Annotated in this window: 19 protein-coding genes and 1 pseudogene; 6 read left to right on the top strand and 14 right to left on the bottom strand. The window is 71.6% G+C overall.

Annotated features, from left to right (window positions below; genetic code table 11):
* Positions 1-31: 31 nt before the first annotated feature.
* The 10 genes from OG453_RS32330 to OG453_RS32285 all read right to left on the bottom strand — a co-directional run bounded on the left by OG453_RS32330 (position 32) and on the right by OG453_RS32285 (position 11,208).
* Positions 32-829 (bottom strand): ABC transporter ATP-binding protein, encoded by a 798-nt coding sequence (locus OG453_RS32330; protein ID WP_266873205.1) that lies wholly within the window; start codon positions 827-829, stop codon positions 32-34.
* Entirely contained in the window at positions 822-1,907 is a 1,086-nt protein-coding gene (locus tag OG453_RS32325) for an ABC transporter ATP-binding protein (protein WP_266872094.1), read from the bottom strand. Before OG453_RS32325 ends, OG453_RS32330 begins: the two co-directional genes overlap by 8 nt.
* Complete coding sequence (locus OG453_RS32320) at positions 1,904-2,758, bottom strand: ABC transporter permease (RefSeq protein ID WP_266872093.1); 855 nt, start codon at positions 2,756-2,758, stop codon at positions 1,904-1,906. The genes OG453_RS32325 and OG453_RS32320 overlap by 4 nt, the downstream gene beginning before the upstream one ends.
* Positions 2,755-3,714, bottom strand: a complete 960-nt coding sequence (locus tag OG453_RS32315) for an ABC transporter permease (protein WP_266872092.1) — start codon at positions 3,712-3,714, stop codon at positions 2,755-2,757. The genes OG453_RS32320 and OG453_RS32315 overlap by 4 nt, the downstream gene beginning before the upstream one ends.
* Entirely contained in the window at positions 3,711-5,390 is a 1,680-nt protein-coding gene (locus OG453_RS32310; protein ID WP_266872091.1) for an ABC transporter substrate-binding protein, read from the bottom strand. The genes OG453_RS32315 and OG453_RS32310 overlap by 4 nt, the downstream gene beginning before the upstream one ends.
* A 19-nt stretch (positions 5,391-5,409) precedes the next feature.
* Positions 5,410-6,426 (bottom strand): agmatine/peptidylarginine deiminase, encoded by a 1,017-nt coding sequence (locus OG453_RS32305; RefSeq protein ID WP_266872090.1) that lies wholly within the window; start codon positions 6,424-6,426, stop codon positions 5,410-5,412.
* A gap of 16 nt (positions 6,427-6,442) precedes the next feature.
* Positions 6,443-8,140, bottom strand: coding sequence for an urease subunit alpha (locus OG453_RS32300; RefSeq protein WP_266872089.1), 1,698 nt, complete (start codon positions 8,138-8,140; stop codon positions 6,443-6,445).
* Entirely contained in the window at positions 8,137-8,823 is a 687-nt protein-coding gene (gene ureA, locus OG453_RS32295) for an urease subunit gamma (RefSeq protein ID WP_266872088.1), read from the bottom strand. The genes OG453_RS32300 and ureA overlap by 4 nt, the downstream gene beginning before the upstream one ends.
* Positions 8,824-8,940: 117 nt before the next feature.
* A complete protein-coding gene (locus OG453_RS32290; protein ID WP_266872087.1) occupies positions 8,941-9,522 on the bottom strand; it encodes a TetR/AcrR family transcriptional regulator in 582 nt (193 codons plus the stop codon).
* A gap of 54 nt (positions 9,523-9,576) precedes the next feature.
* Entirely contained in the window at positions 9,577-11,208 is a 1,632-nt protein-coding gene (locus OG453_RS32285; RefSeq protein ID WP_266872086.1) for a serine/threonine-protein kinase, read from the bottom strand.
* A 182-nt stretch (positions 11,209-11,390) separates the two neighbouring features.
* On the opposite strand from OG453_RS32285, the gene OG453_RS32280 reads away from it, so the two are divergent.
* Both OG453_RS32280 and OG453_RS32275 read left to right on the top strand, forming a co-directional pair.
* Complete coding sequence (locus OG453_RS32280) at positions 11,391-11,993, top strand: TetR/AcrR family transcriptional regulator (RefSeq protein WP_266872085.1); 603 nt, start codon at positions 11,391-11,393, stop codon at positions 11,991-11,993.
* Between the two features lie 217 nt (positions 11,994-12,210).
* Positions 12,211-13,377: an agmatine deiminase family protein gene (locus OG453_RS32275; RefSeq protein WP_266872084.1), complete on the top strand. Its 1,167-nt coding sequence runs from the start codon at positions 12,211-12,213 to the stop codon at positions 13,375-13,377.
* Between the two features lie 154 nt (positions 13,378-13,531).
* Here OG453_RS32275 and OG453_RS32270 read toward each other — a convergent pair whose 3' ends face one another.
* Entirely contained in the window at positions 13,532-14,554 is a 1,023-nt protein-coding gene (locus OG453_RS32270) for a tellurite resistance/C4-dicarboxylate transporter family protein (RefSeq protein ID WP_266872083.1), read from the bottom strand.
* A 101-nt stretch (positions 14,555-14,655) separates the two neighbouring features.
* On the bottom strand, positions 14,656-15,618 hold the full coding sequence (locus OG453_RS32265) for a LysR family transcriptional regulator (RefSeq protein WP_266873204.1): 963 nt from the start codon (positions 15,616-15,618) through the stop codon (positions 14,656-14,658).
* Between the two features lie 39 nt (positions 15,619-15,657).
* On the opposite strand from OG453_RS32265, the pseudogene OG453_RS32260 reads away from it, so the two are divergent.
* The 4 genes and pseudogenes from OG453_RS32260 to OG453_RS32245 all read left to right on the top strand — a co-directional run.
* A pseudogene (locus OG453_RS32260) lies at positions 15,658-16,068 on the top strand (EamA family transporter); the annotation flags it as partial.
* Between the two features lie 286 nt (positions 16,069-16,354).
* A complete protein-coding gene (locus tag OG453_RS32255; RefSeq protein ID WP_266872082.1) occupies positions 16,355-16,666 on the top strand; it encodes a DMT family transporter in 312 nt (103 codons plus the stop codon).
* 42 nt (positions 16,667-16,708) lie between these two features.
* Positions 16,709-17,527, top strand: a complete 819-nt coding sequence (locus OG453_RS32250; protein ID WP_266872081.1) for a hypothetical protein — start codon at positions 16,709-16,711, stop codon at positions 17,525-17,527.
* Positions 17,527-18,741 carry a hypothetical protein gene (locus OG453_RS32245; RefSeq protein WP_266872080.1) on the top strand — a complete coding sequence of 405 codons (1,215 nt, stop codon included), beginning with the start codon at positions 17,527-17,529 and terminating at the stop codon, positions 18,739-18,741. Before OG453_RS32250 ends, OG453_RS32245 begins: the two co-directional genes overlap by 1 nt.
* A 13-nt stretch (positions 18,742-18,754) precedes the next feature.
* Here the strand turns inward: OG453_RS32245 and OG453_RS32240 are convergent, their stop codons facing one another.
* Both OG453_RS32240 and OG453_RS32235 read right to left on the bottom strand, forming a co-directional pair.
* Positions 18,755-19,480, bottom strand: a complete 726-nt coding sequence (locus OG453_RS32240; RefSeq protein ID WP_266872079.1) for a class I SAM-dependent methyltransferase — start codon at positions 19,478-19,480, stop codon at positions 18,755-18,757.
* Between the two features lie 147 nt (positions 19,481-19,627).
* Positions 19,628-22,054 carry a SpoIIE family protein phosphatase gene (locus tag OG453_RS32235; protein ID WP_266872078.1) on the bottom strand — a complete coding sequence of 809 codons (2,427 nt, stop codon included), beginning with the start codon at positions 22,052-22,054 and terminating at the stop codon, positions 19,628-19,630.
* Positions 22,055-22,176 lie beyond the last annotated feature (122 nt).

Raw genomic sequence — 22,176 nt, 5'->3', positions numbered from 1 at the left:
TTTTGTCTTGCCTTGCCTTCTCTGCGAGGCGTCACAGGGCCCGCCGGGCGGCCGCGATTCCTTCCGGGTCCCAGCCGGGGCGCGGCACTGAGTCCATGAGCAGCCGTGTGTAGGGGTGTTGGGGTCCGCCGAGCACGTCGGCGGTGGTGCCCGCCTCGACGACACAGCCGTGCCGCATGACGATGACGTCGTCGGTGACGCAGCGGACCACGCCGAGGTCATGGGTGATGAAGAGGTAGCCGATCGCCGTCTGTTCGCGGATGTCGGCGAGCAGATTGAGGATCTGCGCCTGCACGGACACGTCGAGGGCGGCGACCGCCTCGTCGAGGACCAGGACGGCCGGCTCCACGGCGAGGGCGCGGGCGATCGCGACCCGCTGGCGCTGGCCGCCCGAGAGCTGTCCCGGCCTCGCGTCGGCGGCCCGCGTGCCGAGGCCCACCTGGTCGAGGAGTTCACGCACCCGGGACGTGTGGTCCCGGTCGGGGAAGTGCAGCCGCAGGGTCTCGCGCAGGACCGCTTCGACGCTCGTTCTCGGGTCGAGGGACAGATAGGGGTCCTGGAACACCATCTGCACCTCGCGGGCGCGGGCGAGCCGCCGCGCGCGCCCGCGAACCGCCGCGGGCCTGCGCGTTCCGCCCACCAACACCTCGCCGGTGTCGGCCTGTTCGAGGCCCACGACGATGCGGGCAGTGGTGGTCTTCCCGGAACCGGACTCGCCCACGATGCCGAGCGATCCTCCCTTCGGGAGGGTGAAGGACACGCCGTCCACGGCTCGTACGGCTCCGAAGCTGCGGGTCAGGCCGACGGCCTGGAGTGCGTATTCAGGCATCGGCGGCATCGACGGAGCTCCTTTCGGCGATCAGCCGGTCGGTGTGGTGACAGGCGGCCCGGTGCTCCGACCTGCCCGGTGCCGATCGGGATTCGGGCGACTGCTGGTCGCAGACCTCCGTGGCCAGCGGGCAGCGCGCGGCGAACGCGCAGCCGGTCAACGCCGTTCGCAGATCGGGAGGTTGACCATCGATGGCGGCGAGCCGGCCGGCTGCGGGCGCGTCCAGCAGCCGGCCGGCTGCGGGCGCGTCCAGGCGGGGTGTCGAGGCGAGCAGGGCCGCCGTGTAGGGGTGGCGGGGCCCCGCGAACAGCTCGTCCGCGGGGCCGCTCTCGGCGATCCGTCCGGCGTACATCACGTACACGCGATCGCTGATCGACGCGGCGAGGTCGAGGTCGTGGGTGACGAACAACAGGCCGGTGCCGAACCGTTGTTGAAGCCGGGTCAGCAGAGCGACGACCTCGGCCTGGGTGGTGACGTCGAGGGCCGTGGTCGGCTCGTCGGCGAGCAGCAGGGACGGGTCGCCCATGAGCGCGGCCGCGATCATGACGCGTTGGAGCATTCCGCCGGACACCTGGCCCGGGTATTTCCGGAGTACGGACGCGTCGACCCCGACCTCCTGGAGGAGTTCGGTCGCGCGGGCGGCCGCGTCGGTGTGGTTCATCGCTCCGGTCAGGACGACGCCCTCGGTGAGGAAGTCGCCGATGCGGCGCAGTGGATTGATGGCCGCTCGCGGGTCCTGGAAGATCATGGCGACGGTTCCGGTACGCAGGGCGCGCAGCCGTTCGGCATTCATGGTCAGGACGTCGTCGCCCGCGACGCGGACGCGGCCGTCGGCGATCGCGTCGGGCGGGAGCAGGCGCAGGGCGCTGCGTGAGGTGAGGGTCTTCCCGGAGCCCGACTCGCCGACGAGGGCGACGGTTTCACCCGCGGCGACGGTCAGATCGATGCAGTCGAGCACGGCCCGCGCGGTGCCGGGGAGAGTGATCCGCAGCCCCTGGATGTCGAGTGCGTACCCCTCGTACCCCTCGTACCCCTTGTCTTTGTCGCGGTCTTTGTCGCGTGTGTACGTCGTTCTCATGGGGTCCTCCTGGCGACGCGGTCGGCCCAGCGCTCGCCGACCACGTTGAACGCGACGACGGTGAGCACGATGAGGACGCACGGCAGTACCGCGGACAGCGGATAGCCGTGCTGGACGGCCGTCTGCCCGTCGAAGACCATGCGGCCCCAGTCGGGGGTGAGCGGGGGAACACCGAGCCCGAGGAACGAAAGGCCTGCGAGATCCATGAGCGCGTAGCCGAAGTTGATGGTCGCCTGGGCGAGGACGACCGGGGCGATGTTGGGCAGGACGTGGCGCAGGCAGATCTGGAGCGCCGAGTGGCCTTGGACCAAGTAGGCGCTGATGTAAGGGCGTTCACGTTCGGCGAGGACCAGTGAGCGGGTGAGGCGGCTGACGTAGGGGAGATAGGCGACGGCGAGGGCGATGACCGGGGCGAGCAGTCCTTCGCCGTACACCGAGATGATGAGGATGGCGAGGAGCAACCCGGGGAAGGCGAAGACGAGTTCGGTGCTGCGGGAGAGCACGGAGTCCAGCCAGCCGCCCCGCCAGGCGGCGGCGGTGCCGACGGCCACCCCGGCGAGCGTGGCGAAGACCACCACTCCGAGGGGGCCGAGCAGGGAGGTGCGGGCGCCGAGGAGCAGGCGGGAGAGGGTGTCGCGGCCCGCGGCGTCCACGCCGAGCGGATGGTCGGCGGAGGGCCCGGCCAGCGCGTCGCCCAGGTCGACGGCGTTGGGGTCGTGCGGCACCACCCACGGTGCGAGCAGGGCCGCGGCGACGACGAGGGCGACAAGGCCCAGACAGACGAGGTGGAGCGGTGAGCCGCCGACCCGGATCTTGGCGAGGCCGGGGCGGCGGGTGAGGACTGCGGTCATGCGGCGGACCCCCTTGAGCCGAGCGTGAGCCGCGGGTCGACCAGCGGAAGGAGCAGGTCGACGACCAGGTTCACGGCCATGAACAGGGCGACGATGATCAGCGAGATGGCCTGGACGGTCGGGAAGTCCTTGGTGGTGGTGGACAGTTCGAGGAGCTGGCCGATGCCGCCGACGCTGAAGGCGGTCTCCACGAGGATCGTGCAGACGAGCAGCGTGGAGACGACAAGACCCCCGGTGGTCAGGACGGTGCCGAGCGAGTTGCGGAACACATGGCGGCGGACGACTTGGCGTTCGGGTACGCCGCGACTGCGGGCCACGGTGACGTGCTCGCTGCCGAGCGCTTCGAGCATCGCCGAGCGGGTGACGCGGGCGAGCATGCCGATCAGGTAGAGGGCGAGCGCGACGGCGGGCAGGGTGAGATGCCAGACCATGTCGGCGAAGCCGTCGCCCGCGCCGCCGCTGGGGAACCAGCCGAGTCGTACGGCGAAGAGACCTTGCAGCAGCACGGCCGCGACGAAGGACGGCGTACCGACGGCGAACGTCGTGGCGACCAGGATGGCGGAGTCGGTACGCCCGCCGCGCACGGCGGCGACCCGGCCAAGGAGCAGACCGACGAGCACGACCACGGCGAGCGCCATCGAGATCAGCAGCAGCGTGGTGGGCAGCCGGTCGGCCAACAGGCGGGACACGTCGGTGCGGTAGGTGATGGACCGCCCGAAGTCGCCCTGCAGGACGTCGCCGAGCCAGGCGAGATAGCGGGCGGCGAACGGATCGTCCAAGTGGTACTGGGAGTTGATGGCCGCGACGGCTTCCGGCGAGGCCGAGCGGCCCGAGAGCAGGAAGCTCGCCGGACTGCCCGGCGCCAGATACATCGCGCCGAAGACCACGAACGACGCCGCGAGGAGGGTGGCGGCCATCTCGGCGACGCGCCGCACCGCGAATCTGAGGAAGGTCATCTCGCGGCCCCCACGTCGGCGGCCCACGGGTGGTACATGTACGAGATGGTCGTCGGAGCACCGGTGATCCTCTTGTTGAGGAACACGGCGGTGGGCCACTCCGCGACGGGGATCCACGGCAACTGCCGGGCGGCTCGCCGGTGGGCCGCCGCCTCGATCCCGAGACGCCGGCGCGGGTCGTCGACGGCACTGGCCCGGTCGATCAGCTTGTCGTACGCCTTGTCACTGTGCCCCGCGAAGTTCAGGTAGGCGCCGCTCTTGAAGTTCATCAGCACGTCGAGCGGATCGGTGATCGAGTCGTAGTACGTGAGCGGGAACATGTCGATGCCCTTGCGCGCCCCGGGGTCGGTGAACAGCGCGGTGAACGCGTTGGGCGCGATGGACTTGAGGCGGATGTCGAGGCCGATCCGGGTTCCCGCGTCCTGCACGGCGGTGGCGAGGAGCGAGACGTCCTGGCCGATGGAACTGGTGGCGATGGTCAGGGTCTTACCGGTGGCGCCCGCCTCCTTGATCAGCGCCTTGGCGCGCGCGATGTCGGGGGCGCCGGGCCGCAGCCCCGCAAAGGCCCGCTTCCTGGTCCGCTCCGGTGCGTCCGCCCAGGCGGCGCGGGTGGTGAGCGCACCGGTGGGCGTTCCGACTCCGCCGAGGCCGACCTGCACGAAGCCGGAGCGGTCGAGCGCCAGGGACAGCGCACGCCGGACGCGGAGGTCGCCGAGCGCGCCCCGCATGTTCGTGACGGCGACGTTGACCGTGCTCAGACCCTCGCCGAAGTAGAGCTTCCCCACGCCGCTGCCGTGCAGCCGGGCATAGCTCTCGGTGGGGATGAGATAGCTGCCGTCGGCCTCACCGCTCAGCAGAGCGTTGGTCCTTGCCGAGGCGTCGGGCAGAAACCGGAAGACGACCCTGCCGGACTTGGCCCGCTTCCCCCAGTAGCCGTCGAAGCGGTCGAGCTCGATGGACTGGCCCTTGTGCCAGGTACCCAGGGCGAACGGCCCGGTGCAGGCGAGCCCGCCGGACGTGCCGTAGTCCTTGCCCGCCGCCTCGACACCGGCCTTGGAGGCCACCACCCCGGCGGCGCTCGCCATGTACTGCGGGAACTGGGAGTCGGGCTTCTTGAGCTTGACGGTGACTTGGAGCGCGCCGGTCTTCCGTACGGAGGTGACGTTCTGGAACACCTGCGCCCACGCGGCGGCGTTGTCCGGGTCCCGCTGCCGCTCCAGGCTGTGGACGACATCCTCGGCGGTCATCGTCCCGCCGCCGTGGAAACGCACGCCCTCGCGCAGGTCGTAGACCCAGGTGGTGGGATCGGGGTGCGAGGCTTTGCGGGCCAGGCCCGGCTCGGTGGTAAGCCTCGGCGTCCAGCGCATCAGACTCTCGCAGACATTGGAGAGGACCATGTTCTGCGGGTAGTCGAACGCCACCGTGTAGTCGAGCGTGGGCGGTTCGGCGTAGAGGGCCCAGGTGAAGGAGTCGATGTCGCCCCTGGCCCGGGGAGTGCCGGCCGAGAGGGCTGACGAAATACCGGTGGCGTTCTTGGGCGGCCCGGCGCACGCCGTGAGGACGGCGAGCGCGGCAAGGGCGGCAAGGGCAGCGAGTGCGGTGCGGGCGGCGGTCGGTCCCGCGAACCGCCGGCCACGGCCCCGTCTCCCGGTGCGGCACGCATCTGAGGTGGTCATGGGGGCGCTCACGGCGGAGTCACGCGGTCGGACGGGCGACGGGGATCTGCTGGGTGATGCAGTGCACTCCCCCACCGCCGTACGCGATGGCCGCCGCCCGCACGCCGACGACCTTGCGGCCGGGGAAGGCGTCGGCGATCACCGCGAGGGCGTCCTCGTCATCGGGCAGCCCGGCCACCGGGACGACCACACCGCCGTTGGCGACATAGAAGTTGAGGTAGGACACCTCGACCCCACCCCCCGCCACGTCCGTGAACACGGTCTGCGGGACATCGACGATCTCCAGCGGACGGCCCTTGGCGTCGGTGGTGACCTCGAGCACCGCGCGGTTGGCGCGCATGCGGGCGTGGTCGGGGTGCGCCGGGTCGTCGGGAAGGGACACGACGACCTTGCCGGGGGCGGCGAACGCGCAGACGCCGTCGACATGCCCGTCCGTCTCGGTGTCGAGCAGCCCGCCGTACGGCAGCCACACGACCTTGGTGACACCGAGCCGCGCCTTCAGCTCGGCCTCGATCGCGTCCCGGCTCATACCGGGGTTGCGGTTGGGGTGGAGCAGACACTGCTCGGTGGTGATCAGCGTGCCCTCGCCGTCGACGGTGATCGACCCGCCCTCAAGGATCATGCCGGAGGGAATGCGGTCGATGCCGAGACGCTCCAGCAGCAGGCCGCTGATCCGGTCGTCGGCGTCGTACGGGTGATGCTTGCCGCCCCAGGCGTTGAAGCGGAAGTCGACCCCGGCCCGGCGGCCGTCCCCGTCGAGGACGAACAGCGGGGCGGAGTCGCGGAACCACGAGTCGTCCAGCGGCAGTTCGACCACGTCGACGCCGTCGACGCCACACCGCCTGCGGGCCTCTTCCCCGTGTCCGGGCGGCGCGACCATGGTGACCGGCTCGAACTCGGCGATGGCGCGGGCGACTTGGGCGTACTCGTCCTGCACCTGGTCGAGCACGCTCTCCCACAGGTCGACGCGAGTGGGCCAGGCCATCAGGCAGCCCTCGTGCTCGGACCATTCGGCGGGCATACGGAATGCGGTCATGAGGTGTCTCTCTTCTTCAGAGGAAGTACAGGCGGTTGAGGGAGACCGAGTCGGCGGGCTCGGAGCTGAGCGGGTCACCGTCGAGCGTGACCAGACCGGAGCGCTGATCGACGTCCACAGCGCCGGTACGGGAGTTGAGACGCAGATCGGCGAGCCCGATGCCACGCGTGCCGCGAACGGCGACACGGCGACGCCGGGTGGTCATCGTGTCGTTGCCCTGATCGACAGCGGCCTGGGCAACGAAGGCAACCGAGATGTCGGCGGGCGTCGCACCATGAGCCCCGAACAACGGCCCCAGGACAAGGGGTTCACAGGTGTCGGTGGCGGCATTGGGATCCCCGGTGACCCCATAGGCGGGGAAGCCGGACTTGAGGACCATCTGCGGCTTCGCCCCGAAGAACTGCGGGCGCCACAACACGATGTCGGCCATCTTGCCGACCTCGAGGGAACCGACCTCGTGCGCCAGACCATGCGCAATGGCCGGATTGATCGTCAGCTTGGCCATGTAACGCAGCACACGCGCGTTGTCGTCGTCCGGGCCGTCGCCGCCCATCGGACCCAGCTCGGCCTTCATCTTCCCGGCCATCGCAAACGTGCGGCGTACGGTCTCACCCGCGCGCCCCATGCCCTGCGCGTCCGAGGAAGTGATGCCGATCGCGCCCAGGTCGTGCAGCACGTCCTCGGCACCCATCGTCCCGGCCCGGATCCGGTCACGGGCCATGTGCGCATCACCCGGCAGATCCGTCTTCAGATCATGGACGGAGACGATCATCCCGTAGTGCTCGGCCACCGCATCCCGCCCAAAGGGCAGCGTGGGGTTGGTGGAGGAGCCGATGACGTTCGGGACGCCCGCCATCTTCAACACGTTCGGCACATGCCCACCACCACACCCCTCGATGTGGAAGGCGTGAATCGTCCGCCCTTCCAGCACCTTGAGGGTGTCCTCGACGGAGAGACACTCATTCAACCCGTCGCTGTGCAGGGCGACTTGAACGTCATGCTCCTCGGCCACCCGCAACGCCGTGTCCAACGCCCGCGTGTGGGCGCCCATGTCCTCGTGCACCTTGAAACCCGACGCGCCGCCCTCCGCGAGCGCCTCGATCAGCGGCGCGTCGTGCGAGGACGAACCCCGGCCCAGGAAACCGATGTTGACCGGCCACGCATCGAAGGCGTTGAACGCATGCCGCAGCGCCCAGGGCGAGTTGACGCCAACCCCCCACACCGGCCCGAACTCCTGACCGATGATCGTCGTCACCCCGGAGGCAAGCGAGGCCTCCATGATCCGCGGCGACAACAGATGGACGTGCGTGTCCACGGCACCGGCGGTGGCGATCAGCCCCTCACCGGACACGATCGACGTACCCGTACCCACCACCACATCGACCCCATCGAGCGTGTCCGGATTACCGGCCCGCCCGATGGCATGGATCCGGCCCTCCCGGATCCCGATGGACACCTTGCGGATGCCCTGCACCGCATCGATGACGACGACATTGCTGATCACCACATCACACGTCTCGCGAACCGCCGCACCCTTCAGGTGCAGCCCGTCACGGGCGGTCTTGCCAAAGCCCGCCAGGAACTCATCGCCGTACTGCTGCGCGTCAGACTCCACACGCACGATCAGACCCGAATCACCAAGCCGGACCCGATCCCCGACCCTCGGGCCGTGCACCGCGGCGTACTCGTGCGCGTCGATGTGCCGTGCGGTCATCGGTCAGCTCCCAAGTAGCCGCAGGCCGCAGCCTTCTGCAGCGCCGCCTTCCGCGCGCCCGGGGCGTCGAGCGGCCCGTCCACGAGGCCCGCGAAGCCGATCGCGACGCGGTCGCCGCCGATCGGCACGAGCCCCACCTCGACACTCTCGCCGGGCCCGAAACGCACGGAAGACCCGGCGGGCACCGCAAGGCGCATGCCGTATGCGACCAAGCGGTCGAAGTCCAGACGCGGATTGGCCTCGAAGAAGTGGAAATGGGACGTGACGCTGACCGGCACCGCCGCGGTGTTGCGCACGGTCAGCGTCACGACCGGCTCGGGCGTGGCCACGGTCTCCGACAGCGGCAGTACGGCGCCGGGGGCGTCGTCGCTCCGTGGCCACGCGCCGAACGGGTCGCTGATGTTGGCGAGCCGGGAGCCGTCGTCGAAGACGGCCTCGACCTGGATCTCGGTGACCACGTCCGCCACGCCCGGCAGCACGTCGTCGGGGCCCAGCACGGTGCGGCCGCGTTCGATGGCAGCGGCCAGGCGCAGACCGTCCCGCGCCGCCTCGCAGACGGTGTCGGCGATCACCGCGGTGGCCTCCGGGACGTTGAGCCGCAGGCCCCGCGCATGCCGGGACCGCGCGAGCTCGGCGGCGGTGAACAGCAGCAGCCGGTCACGTTCGGTGGGGGTCAACGGCATGGGCTCATTCCTCGCTCCGGGGTTCGGCAGGGCTCGACTGTGGCACTGACTGAATTTTCAGTCAAGAGTCAGGAGGCGACGAGCTCCGGCGGTGCGGAGGTCCGATCCGGTGGTGGGTTACTTCTCCCGCAGCAGGGCCAGCTCGGCGTCGATGGCGCCGCGCATCAGGTCACGCGCGTGGTCGATCTGCAGTCCGCCGCTGAGCCAGCGCATGCTGAGCCCTTCGAGCAGGGCGGTGAGCCGCTCGCCGGCCGCTGCCAGGGCGGGCGCCGGGGTCATCGGCTGCACCTGGCCGAGGAGGGCGGCCACCTCCTGCACCCACACCAGAGTCGCCCTGGCGAGGTCCTCCCGCAGCACTTCGTCGAAGACGGCACTCGCCCGCAGCTCGCCCCAGGCGGAGCTGTTCTCCCTGACCACCGGGGTGTCCTGCAGTTCCAGGAGGAGGGTCTCCTCCAGTTCCTCACGAGGAGCGAGCGGTTCGGCGTCCGCCTCGCGGCCGGTGGTGTAGCGCTCGGCGCGGTCGTTGATGAACTCGAGCGTCTGGCGCAGGATCCCGGTGCGGTCCTTGAAGTGGTAGTAGATCAGCCCGGTCGAGACGCCGGCCTCGGCGGCGAGCTCTTCGACGCGCAGGCCGCGGACTCCGCGGCGGGCGATGAGCCGTGCGGCCGCTTCGAGGATCTGAGTAGTGCGAGGCGCCATGAATCCGAACCCTACCCGGCCGCTTCCGGCCCGGTGATCTCGGGCGACCCTGCGTCAGCCGCCTTGGCGGTGGCGGCTCATGACCACCGTGACGGGCCCCTCGCCCGGCACGGCTTCGATCAGCCGCACGATGACGATGCTCTTCCCGTCCGGGCTCCGGACACAGAAGGGGCGCTCGTCGGCCAGTTCGTCGTACGGGAGCGTGGTCACCGGTTCGGTCTCGATGCCTCGTACGCAGTCGTCGGGGCTCAGTACATATCCGGCGGCGACGAAGGCGTCGCTGTCCTCGGGAAGGACGAACTCGCCATCGGCCACCTCCAGATACCAGGTGGCGGTCTCGGCCGGGACGACCTTCCCGGCCGAGAGATCGAATTCGTAGTCGGGGTCGGGGGCGGTGAGTTCGGCGTCCGCGTAGTCCGGCACGTACCCGGGCTTGGGCGAGGGTGAGGAGGAAGGTGTGGGCGGCCGGGACGAGGGAGTGTGAGGCCGGCCGGGGTTGTCGGGCGAACCGGAGGCTTCGGAGGAGTCACCTGCCGTGTTCTTGCGGTGGTCGAGGACGTAGTACGCCGTACCCCCGAGGGCCAAGAGGAACGCTGCCGTCAGCATGGCCACGACCCGTCGGCTCCGGCGGGCACGGCGCGGTGCGGAATCCGTCCGGTCGCCGCTGCCGGGGGCTTGTCGAGCACCGGCGGGGGCCGTGGGGGTGGGTGCGGCGAGCGTCGGCTGGGCGTGAATCTGTCCCGGCGCTTCACCATGCGCCGCGAGTCCCGGCGCTTCACCATGCGCCGCGATCTCGCTGCTGACACCGCGCGGGAGCCAGCCGTCGGTGAAATCCGGATGCGCCGCCACCGCGGGATGGGCGCGCACCGCGTCGATCAGCTCGCTCGGGGCGGGCCGGTCATCGGGGTGCTTGGCGAGGCAGCGTCGCAGCAGGTCGTACAGGTCCGCGGGGACCAGGGACAGGTCCGGCTCCTCGTGGACCACCCGGTACAGCGCGGCGGACTCGGGCCCGCCCCCGAAGGGGAGTACTCCCCCGGCGACGTACGCGGCGAGCGCGCCCAGCGCGAAGACATCGGTCGCCGGTGTCACCGCCAGGCCCATCGCCTGCTCGGGCGCCATGTAGGCGGCGGTGCCGATCCGCAGGCCCACGCCGGTCAGACCGCCGGCGTCGGCCGCGCGGGCGATGCCGAAGTCGATGACGCGGGGGCCGTCCTCGGCGAGCAGCACGTTCGCCGGCTTGAGGTCCCGGTGCACGACCCCCGCCCAGTGGATGGCCTGCAGCGCTTCGGCGATGCCTGCCACGAGCAGCAGCACCGTGCGCACCGGGAGCGGGCCGTGCCGCTCGATCACTTGTTGCAGGGAGGGGCCGGGGACGTAGGCGGTGGCCAGCCACGGCGTGGGGGCGTCGACACCCGAGTCGACGACCTGGGCGGTGAACAGGCCATGGATGCTCCGCGCGCTGGCCACTTCGTCGGCGAAGCGCCTGCGGAACTCGGGGTCGGCGGCGAGTTCCTCCCGCACCGCCTTCAGGGCGATGGGCCGCCCGCCCGGCGTACGGGCCAGGTACACGACCCCCATCCCGCCGGCGCCGAGGCGGGCGTGCAGGCGGTAGCCGCCGATTTCACGGGGATCGTCGGCCGACAGGGGGGTGTGGGCGGACTGCGCCCCGAGAGGCTGAGTGGGCATGCGGTGGCTCTTTCGGCGAGAGAGGTCGAGGCGCGGGACAGGCCGGTTGCCGCACCGGCACCAGCACGCGTGACGCGGCGGCCATGGGCCGCCTCTGCGGACGATCGTGCCGCTAACTAAAGTTTCAGTCAATGTGTGACCATACGAGACGGCGCTCAGCCGTCGTACGAGGACGGGGTGACGTGGGCGCGGACCGCAGGACGGCCATCTTGAGGGCGGCGGCCAGGGTCATCGCCCGGCGTGGGGTCCGCGGGCTCCGCGTGTCGGAGATCGCCGCGGAGGCGGGCGTCTCCACGGCGCTCGTCTACTACCACTTCAAGGATCGCGCGGGCATCCTGCGCCGGACCCTGGAGTTCATCAGCGACCGGGCGGAGCGCTACACGGGCGGGCACGCCGAGGACGGGGGCCCTGGGCGCGACCCCCGGCAGGACCTGGAGCGTTGCCTCCTCCTTGAGTTCCAGGACCGGCCCGAGGTCCGCGAGAACAGCACGGCGTGGGGCGAGTTGCGCGCCACCGCGGTCTTCGACCCGGAGCTGCGGGAAGCGCTGGCCGATGCCCGCCAGATCTGGATCGGCGAACTCACCGCCACCCTGGCGCGCATCCACCGGACCGCGCCCGCCGCCGCCCTCACCGCGTCCGCCGAGCGGCTCACCGCCGCGCTGGAGGGCCTCAGCATGCGCTGGCTCAGCGAGGTCCTGACCTTGGCCCACGCCCGCGAGCTCATGCGCGAGGCCATCGCGGTGGAGCTGGCGCATCTGCGGCGCGACGCCGCCATCTTTGACTGAATTTTCAGTTCGTGTCAGAGTCGAGTCAGTTCGGAGTCGAGTCAGCGAGCGACTCCGTCCGCGCCGCATCGCGCCGCATCGCGTCGCGTCGTGTCGCGTTGCGTCGTGTCGCGTTGCGTCGCGCCCTTCACGTGTCAAGCCCGCCCGCACTCGCTCGCCGAGCATCCCTCCATGCCGACGGATAGCTTGATCCCCATCACGATGATCGGAGTTCACCGTGCCTCTGTCTCTCCCCCACCGCCCCTCCCGCCGCACGGCCCTGCGCACACTCACCGGCATCGGTGCCGTGGTGCTCGGCGCCTCGGCGTGCGGACCCGGCGACGAACTGGCGGGGGCCGCGAGCACCGCCGGTGACGAGGACACGGCGGCGAAGGGGTTGCGCATGGGCGCCGAGTGGGAGAGCCACGCACGCACCTTCATGTCGTGGCCCGCCCTGGAGTCGGTGTGGGAGGAGGACCTCCCTTACGTACGCGAGGACATCGCGCGCATCGCCCGCGCCATCGGGGAGTACGAGTACGTCGTGATGATGGCGAGGCCCGACCAGCTGAAGGCCGCCCAGAAGGCCTGCGGTCGCGATGTCGAGGTCATCCCGCTGGCCGTCGACGACCTGTGGGCCCGCGACACCGTGCCGGTGTTCGTGGAGCAGGACGGCAAGGTCACCGGCGTCGACTTCAACTTCAACGGCTGGGGCAACAAGCAGGAGCACACCAACGACGGCCGGGTGGGCCAGACCCTCCTGTCCGAGTACGACATCCCGCGCAGGAAGGCGCCGCTGGTCGCCGAGGGCGGCTCGTTCGAGACCGACGGCGAAGGGACGCTCCTCATCACCGAGAGCTCGATCGTCAACGACAACCGCAACCGCGGAAAGAGCCGGGACCAGATCGAGGCCGAGCTCAAGCAGACCCTGGGCATCAAGAAGGTCATCTGGCTGGCCGGCGTGCGCGGCCAGGACATCACCGACGCCCACGTGGACAGCCTCGTCCGGTTCACCGCCCCCGGTGTGGTGCTCCTGGACAGGGCGCACCGCGACACGCCCGCCGACTCCTGGTCACGCGCGGCCGACCAGGCGAAGTCCGTGCTGAGCAAGGCGACGGACGCCAAGGGCCGGCCCTTCGAGATCATCGATCTGCCGCAGCCCGACCTGTACGAGATCACCGGCGAGGGCGACGACTTCGTCTCCACCTACGCGAACTTCTACGTCGCCAACGACTCCGTCTTCATCCCCAAGTTCGGCGACCGGAAGGCCGACAAGCGCGCCAAGAGCATCCTTCAGGAGCACTTCCCCAAGCGCGACATCGTGCAGATCAACATCGACACCATCGCCTCCGGCGGTGGCGGCATCCACTGCGCCACCCACGACGAACCCGGCGAGCCGGTCGACTGACCCCGGCCCGCCCCGAGAGCGACCGCCGTCATGATGCAACGCCTCTCTCCCCCCGTCCCGTCCCGCGGCAGACTGCTGCCCGAACCGGCGACGCGCACCGCGCGGGTCCTCGACGGCACACCCACCGACATCGGCTCCCGCGACTGGCGCGTCCTCACCGCCGACTCACGCGCGGGCTGCCGCTCGGGACGCGGACCGCCTCGATGCCGCGCCGGGCCGCGCGCACCGCACCGCTCGCGACCACCGCCCAGACCGCCAGGGCGGGCCAGAGCAGCACCTTCCCGCAGGTCCAGAGCGCCGGGATGTCCGCGGCCGTGGAGACGGAGAGCGACGCGACGGCGGTCATCCCGAGCGGGAAGACGGTGGCCCAGCGGCGTACGTCGTAGGGGAGGCGGGGGCGGAGCAGTTCGCAGCCGACCAGGACGGCGTACCAGGCGAGCGCGAGGCCGAGCGTGACGAAGGTGACGGTCCGCAGGGCGTCGTGCGCCGGGGTCGCCCAGTGCAGCGGGCCGTGCGGGACGGACGCGGCGACCAGCTTCGATCCGGCGAGCGCGGAGATGGCCATGGCGCCGGCGATGATCCAGTGGTCGCCCTGGCCGGTGGCGAGCTGTCGGAAGTCGAAGCGCCACAGCACGACGACGTACAGGCACAGGCCGACGACGAAGAAGGCGAGGGCGGGCCACATCAGCCACGCCTGCCGGTCGGCGGTCGCCACCGTCGCGGCGAGCACGACGATGGACTGGGTGGCCACGCACACCAGATACGCGGCGCCCGGCAGTCTGCTCTGCCAGTGCCGGATGACATGGGACATCAGCGACGGCCAGAGCAGTACGCAGATACAGAGCAGCGCCACCGACACGGGCTGCCTGCCGAGGAGCGAGAGCCGGGTGCCGAGTACCCCCGTCGCGGCGATGGCGGTCAGTGCGGGCGACGTGTCGATCTCGTGCCGCCAGCGGTCCCGTTCGGTCAGCAGATGGCGGCCGAAGACGGAGGCCAGGGCCAGCCAGACCACGGCGGCCACGAAGAGCAGCACGCGCGAGGCCCATTCGACGCCCAGGAGATGCAGCCCGACGGAGAGCACGGCGGTGGCCATCACCGCGGCCCCCGCGGCGGGCGGCAGATCGTCGAGCCAGTCCGCCCAGCGGGGGCCACGGCTGCTGGCTGCATCGCTCGGCATGGCGCGGCTCCATCGGCGTACGAGATCGGCGTACGAGTCCCCGCCCGAGATCCTGACACGGCCCCACGGCCCCGGCATGTCGGCGGCCGAGCGCGGCACCGTCAGGCCACGGGCGCGGTGATCCCCTCCGCCGCCCCGGCCTCCTGCGACGCCGCGAGCCGCAGTGCGTCGATGACGAGCCCCAGGTGCGGCTGGCGGGCGTCCCCGGTCCTGTTGAGCACGGAGACGGTGCGGGTCACCGGCCGGGCGAGGGGGTGCAGGCTGATGCCGTTGGTGTCGGCGGGCAGGGCCATGCGGGGGACGAGCGCCACGCCGGCCGCCGCACCGACCAGAGCGGTGAGTACGGAGAAGTCGCCGGCCAAAGCCGTGGCCCGGGGGACGAAACCGGCGGCCCCGCAGGCCCGTTGGGTGAGTTCGTGGCAGGAGGTCTCGGGACCCGGCAGCAGCCAGTTCTCGTCGGCGAGGCAGGCGAGGTCCGCCTTCCGGCCCGGTTCGATGCGGAGCCTGGCGGCGGTCGACGGATGCAGGGCGAGCAGCACCGGGTCGTCGAGGAGGCGGTGCTGCTCGCAGCCGGGGGGCAGGGTGCGCGGGAGCAGGGTGTAGGCGTGGACGACGGCCAGGTCCGCCTCGCGGCGGCGCAGGGCGTCGGCGGCGGGGCCCGGTTCGTGCTCGACGATGCGCAGCCCGGGGGCGGCGGTCTCGGCTTCCCGCGCCAGGGCCCGCCACACGGTGGGGAGCAGGACCCGCGCCGCGGACGGGAAGGCGGCGACGCGGACGACACCGCGGTGGCCCGCGCGCAGCGCCCGCACATCGGCCTCGGCGGCGGAGAGCCCGCCGAGGATCACCTCGGTGTGCTCGACCAGGAGCCGGCCCGCCGCGGTGAGGCGCAGCGTGCGGCCGTGCTTCTCCAGGAGCGGGAGGCCCGCCTCCTTCTCCAGGGTGGCCAGCTGCTGGGAGACGGCGGGCCCGCTGAGGTGCAGGGCCTCGGCGGTGGCCGTCACCGTGCCGTGCAGCGACAGATCGCGCAGCAGGCGAAGGCGACGTACATCGAACAAGAAGCTCACCTTCTCGATAGGAGAAGAAAGAGTAAGTAGACCTTTCTCATGGTAGGCGGAACCTTCGAGAGCGTGAACTTCAGCGTCGCGCACCGCCTGCCGCACCGCCTGCCGGTCTCTCGCCGCTTCCTCGCCCTCGCGGCGACCGTGCTCCTGTGGGCGTCGGCCTTCCCCGCCATCCGCGTCGGCCTTGACGGACTCGGCGTCGCGGGCCTCTCCCTGCTGCGCCTTGCCGTCGCGTCCGCCGCCCTGGCGCTCGTGGCACCACTCCTCGGGGTCCGCCTGCCCGAGCGCCGCGATCTCCCGCTGATCGCGCTGTGCGGGGCGACCGGCATGAGCGCCTATCAACTGCTCCTCAACTGGGGCGAGGTGCACGTTCCCGCCGGTACGGCCAGCCTTCTGGTCGCCGTCGCCCCGGTGTTCAGCGTGCTGCTCGCCACGGCCTTCCTCGGCGAGGCCCTCACCCACAACACCGACCTCGGCAGCGCCATCGCACTGGCGGGCGCTGCGCTGATCGCCCTGGGCGTCGGATCCACGCGCCTGTCGGCCGCCGCGCTCGTCGTGCTGGCCGCCGCGCTCGTCCAGGGCGTCTACCACTTCGCCACCAAGCCGCTGCTCAAGCGGTACACCGGCCTCGAAGTCGCCTGCTACGCCATGTGGGCGGGCACCCTCTTCCTGCTCCCGCTCGCGCCGGACGCCGTGCAACGGCCTGGCGCAGGCCCCTGCGTCCGCCGTCGGATCGGCGGTGTGCCTGGGCCTCCTGCCGTCCGCGCTCGGCTTTGTGACCTGGGGCTACGCGGTGTCCCGCGACACCGTCGCGGGGGCCACCGGCGCGCTCTGCCTCGTCCCGCCGGTCGCGCTCGCCGCCGCGTTCGTCTGGCTCGGCGAGACCCCGCGCCCGGTCGAACTCATCGGCGGCCTGATCAGCATCACGGGCGTCGTCCTCATCAACCGGCGGCTCACCCAGACCCCTCCGGCGCGCCCCGGCGCACGTCAGGAGGACAACGCTCCGGAGCACCGCGCCCGCTCCATCGCCTCCACGGGTGAACGCCTTTAGTACGCCGCCGATCTCGCCGTCGAGCCTCATAGGCTCCGGCACTTGAACAGCGACGGAGAAGTGTCCACGACCCGGCCCGGCCCGAGCGCCCCGCGGCGGTTCGCCCGCTGGCACGCGGGGCTCAGCGCCGCCGACAAGTTCGGCCTGTACGGAGTGCTGTGCGCCGTACTCCCCTTGCTGATAGCGGGAGTTACCTGGCTCGGCCAGTCCGTGGCCCCGCCGTCGCCCGTCGCCATGCTGGTCGAAGAGGTCGTCGACGCCTGCTCCACCGAGTGGCTCCTGACGCCGAAGGGCCGCTATCTGGCAGCGGGCTTCCAGGGCGGCGACGACCGGCAGTTGGCGCGCTGGCAGCGCGACGGGCTCAGCGTGCACAAGGACGCGATGACGGTCGAGGTCAGCCTGCGGGGCAACGCGGACAACGCCGTGGAGATCCGCGACCTCTCCCTCAACGTCACCCACCGCGGCAAGCCCGTGGCCGGGACGCCGCCCAGGGTGATGGGCTGCGGAGGTCCGGAATCCCCCGAGCGGATGGTCGTCGACCTGGACACCCTCCCGGTGGGCCACGACATCCCCGTCTCCTACCTGCAGCGCAGCCCGCACCAGCGCGCGGCGCGCAAGGCGGCCACCGAGTACGGCGGCGAGCGGATCACGCTGCCCCGCCAGGTGACGACCGACACCTTCTACCGCTTCGAACTCATCGCCCGCACCCAGCGGTTCGACTCCGAGTGGACGGCCACGATCACCTGGTGGGACGGCGAGGAGGTCCATCACGACAGGATCGACAACAGCGGGCGCGCGTTCCGGGTGTCGGCGGGGACGGGGGCGCAGGCAGGGGCCGGTTCGGGGACGGGCAGCGGCTGATGGCTGAGGCTGCTTCAGGGGTCCGCCCGCCGCTCGTGGCGCTCAGGGCCCTCGCCCGTCACCCCGTGACCGCCGCCGCCGCGGGCCTGCTCATCGCCGAGGCGCTCGCCGTGCTGCCCGCGCAGATCCGGTGGGCCGACTCCGGAGATCTGTGGACGCTGCGGGTGCTGCCCTACGAGTCGCCCCTGGGCATCCTGCGGCTGCTCACCGTCTCCCCCACGCTCCTGCTCGGCGAACGCAGCGGCGCCACGGGCCTGGCCCACGAAGCGCTGTGGTGCGCGCTCTTCCTCGGGATGCTGCTGTCCACGGCGTGGGCGGTGGCCGAGCGGATCGGCGGCGGAGACGCGGGGCGGCGCTGCCTCGCCCTCTGCCTCGCGCTGACGGCCTTCGCCCCGCAGGCCCATCTCCTTGCCCTGACCGCCCTGCGCCTGCCGGATCTCCTCCTCACCCCGTCCGGCCGTGGCACGAGCGCCCAGGAGCTGCTCGAAGACGCCCGCGAGGGAGCCGCCCATGCGGTACTGATGGCGCTGTTCGCGTGCGCGGCCGTGGCCCTGACCCGGCTCGGGAGGCGAAACCGCGAGCGACACAACCAACTCCCCGCCCTCCAGGGTGAATTGCCGGGCCTCCCGTCCCGCATCGCGGCGGCCGCCGCCGTCGGGCTCGGCGCGACCGGCACCCTGGGGCTGCTCACCTCGATCGGCGCCGCGCGTGCGGTGTGGCCCGCCGCGGAGTCGTGGTGCGCCCATGACCCAAAACCCGGCACCTGCGTCGAGTACCTGGTGGGGACGCTCATCCGCCCGCGCCCGTACTACGCCATGCCGGACGTCACGGGGCAGGTGCCCGAGGACGAGTTCCCCTCGTACAACGGGCCGTTCTTCCTGGACAGTTCACTTACCGCGCTGCTGGTGTTCGCCACAACCTGCGCGGTCGTCGCGTACGCGGTGCGCGCGTCCGCACCACACACCGGCTCCCCGCCGCTGACCGCCCTGCTCACCGGCTGGCTCGCCTTCACCTGGGCGGCGGTCGGGTATCTGGTCCCGCTGCGGTACGAGTTGGACGCGTCGACGTACGACGCGGCGCCGCCGGCCTCCTGGGCGGTGCTGCTGATTCCGCCGACCGGGCTCCAGTACGCGCTGCTCGCCGCCCCGCTGTTCGCGGTACTGCTCGCCGCCGCCACCCGGCTGCGCCGCGCCGTGCCCGCGCTCAGGAGGTGACGTCGTCCCCCCGTCACTCGGCCCGCCCCACCACCACCCACCTCGACGGCAGCTCGATCCGCGTGCCGTCCGGCGTGAACTCGGTGGTGATCAGCGGCAGTTCGCCCTCGGCGTGGACGGTGAGGCCCGCCGACCCGATGTACGCGAGCACGGCGTCGTCGGCGACCTCGCCCGGTGCGATGCCGTGCGCGAACACCGGCGCGAGCTTGGGCGGCGGGCCCGCGGGGCTCTGGGCGAGGCCCTTGAGGACGGGGCCCGCCGCCTCCGCGAGCTCGACCACGAAGGCTCTGCCGCGCTCGCCGACCAGTGCGGCGATCCCGTCGACGAGCGGCTGGCGGTCGGCGGGTTCGCACTGGTGGAGCACGCCGCGCATATAGACGTTCACATCGCCGAGTTCCGCGTGCAGCTGCTCGGCCTCTGCCTGCTCGGCCGCGTCGATCTGCCGGAACTCCGCCTGCCCCGCGGGGTCGGCGTGCCGGGCGTGTTCGAGGGCGGCGGCGGACAGGTCGGCGCCCATGACGCGCGGGAAGCGGTCGGCGAGGAAGCGGGTCTGGGTGCCGTTCCCGCAGCCGAGGTCCACGACGGGCAGGCCGATGGCCGCCATGTGCGGTTCGAAGAGGGCCAGATGGATGCCGACGGCGAGCGCGGGATCGGAGTCCCAGAAGACGGCTCCCTGTTCGTCCGGAGCCTCCCGCCAGAACCCCTCCCAGGCCTCCTTGTACCGACTCGTGACGCTCATGCCCAGCTCCCCAGGATGCGACGGCGGCCGCCGAATCCGACGGCAAGATCGGTCTACCGCGCCCGGGGAGCGCGGACAAGCCACCCGCGCGGTTCTTCACCGCGCATTCGATGTGTTCCCGCCGGGCGCACCCCCGGGGGAGCCGGCTCACCGACGGGGCGGCGCCAGCTCGAACCACACCGTCTTGCCGGTGCTCGTACGGCTCGTGCCCCACTCCTTGGCGAGCACGCTGACGATCCGCAGACCGCGTCCGAACTCGTCGCCGGGGCCCGCGTTGAGCAGCGTGGGCAGGGTGTGGTCGTCGTCCTCGACCTCGCAGATCAGCGTGGGTCCGGAACGGACCAGGCGCAGTTCGACGCGGCCGCCGCGGGAGTGCCGCACGGCATTGGTGACCAGCTCGCTGACCAGGAGCTCCGCCGTCTCGATCAGGGCGTCGCGGGACCAGGCCCGCAGCTGTCCGCGCACCAGCTCGCGGGCCCGGCTCACCTCGCTGGGGTCGAGCGCGAGCCCCCACCGGGCGACGTCCTGTTCGGCGACGCCGTTCAGCCGGGCCATCAGGAGGGCCACGTCGTCCTTGCGGCCGCCGCGCGTGTTCAGGGCCCGGATGATCGTGTCGCAGGCGTCGTCCATGGAGGCCGCGGGGTGGGCCGCGGACTCGGTGAGGGTGGCGAGGCCGACGCCGATGTCCTCGCCGCGCACCTCGACGAGGCCGTCGGTGCACATCAGGAGCCGGTCGCCGGGTGCCACGCGCACGCCGACCGCCTCGAACGGCACGCCGCCCACGCCGATGGGCGCCCCCGTCGGCAGATCGAGGAGCTCGCTGCGGCCGTCGGCGGCGCGGACCAGGACGGGCGGGATGTGACCGGCGTTGGCCAGCTGCAACTCCCCCGCGATCGGGTCGTAGACCGCGTACAGACAGGTCGCGAGATAGTGTTCGCCGAGGCGCTGCGCCAGGTCGTCGAGGTTGCGCAGGAGCTGCGCGGGCGGCAGGTCGAGGGCGGCCATGGTCTGCACGGCGGTGCGCAACTGGCCCATCATCGCTGCCGAGTTGAGGCCGTGCCCCATCACATCGCCCACGACGAGCGCGGTCCGCGATCCGGGTAGTTTCACGGAGTCGAACCAGTCGCCGCCGACCCGGCCGAGGAGCGTGCCCGGCAGATAGCGCGTGGCGATGTCGCAGCCGGTCATGCGCGGCTCGATGTGCGGCAGCATGCTGTCCTGGAGCGTGTCGGCGACGCTCTCCTGGTACGTGTACATGCGGGCGTTGTCGAGCACGAGGCCCGCGCGGGCGGCCAGTTCGGCGCCGGTGACGCGGTCCATGTCGTTGAAGACGGGCCGCTCCCGGTGGCGCAGCAGGATCATGAACCCGAGGACCACGTTGCGCGCCTTGAGCGGTACGACGAGCATCGAGCGGTGGTTGATGAGCGGCCGGATGTCGCGCTTCTCGAACTGGGAGGCGATGGCGTTGCCCATCTCCTCGCTGATGCGCGGCACGAGGACCGGATCGCCGGAGGTCATGCACTGGAAGAACGGCGTGTGCGCCGGGAAGGGCATGGATTCGCCGACCGGTACGACATCGTCCCAGCGGCCCGGCTCGTCCGTGTGCTCCACGGCGACCCGGTGCCAGAGCGTGGTCTCGTCCGGCGGGCCTTCGGGGAACCCCTCGCCCGCGACGACCTGTTCGCGCAGATAGGTGCCCGCGACGTCCGTGAAGCGCGGCACGACGGCCCGGCTGACTTCGAGGATCGTCTGCGAGAGGTCGAGTGAGGAGCCGATACGCCCGCTGACCTCGTTGAGGAACTCCAGGCGCTCGCGCACCGCGGCGTATTCGATGTCCTCGCCCTCGTCCGCGGCGTCCGGCACCGGGATGCGGCCCGCGGCGACCGCTTCCTTCTCGCGCCGCCTGCGCTCCTTGCGCTCGGTGCGCCGGGCGACGCCCCAGTCCGGGGTGACGGGCACCCGGTCGTGCTTGCTGAACTCCAGGACGGGATAGCCCAGTTCGAGGACCTGGGCGACGATGCGGGAGCTCTCGCCGACGCTCATGCTGGGCAGGATCTCGGGCAGCCGGCCCGCCAGCTCGTCCGCTCCGGGGAAGTCGGTGTGCAGGGCGAAACCGGGTGCTATCCGCTCCACCTGGCCCGGTTCGAGGCTGTCCGCGTCGACGAGCCGGTCGGCGTCCGCCGCGAGGACGAGCAGCCGCTCCGGGCTCGGGCCGACGAGCGGGTACGCCCACCACAGGACGTCCACGCGGCTCTGCTCACGCCCCGGGACGGACAGTCGCGCGCGCCCGGCGGCCGGATAGGAGATGCGCCCGTCGAGGGAGGTCTCCAGGTCGGGGCCCAGACCGTCGTACGTCCCGTACGGCTCGCGTTCGTCGGGGATCGCGCCGGCCACCGGCAGCAGGTCGCCCGCCGGGGCGCCCACCGCGTCTTCTTTCGCGTATCCGAACAGCCGCCGTGCGCCGGTGCTCCAGTGGGAGACGAGGCCCGCGGCGTCGATGACGACCACGGCGAGCGGGATCCGGCCGGCCACGGCGTGCCGCGCCATCGGCCCGCCCGGGGTGCCCTGATCCATGGCCAACGCTCCTTCCGGCGACACCGTGCAGCCGCGCCGCCCCAACCACCGTACGACCGGCACGGGTTGCCTTGCGGCGCAATGGGGGAATTGGCCCGCGCCGGAGCGCGCGTCCGGCGCGG

Source organism: Streptomyces sp. NBC_01381, from assembly GCF_026340305.1.
Taxonomy (GTDB): domain Bacteria; phylum Actinomycetota; class Actinomycetes; order Streptomycetales; family Streptomycetaceae; genus Streptomyces.
The sequence above is the reverse complement of the archived record's forward strand: the minus strand, read 5'-3'. Positions and strand labels throughout refer to the sequence as shown.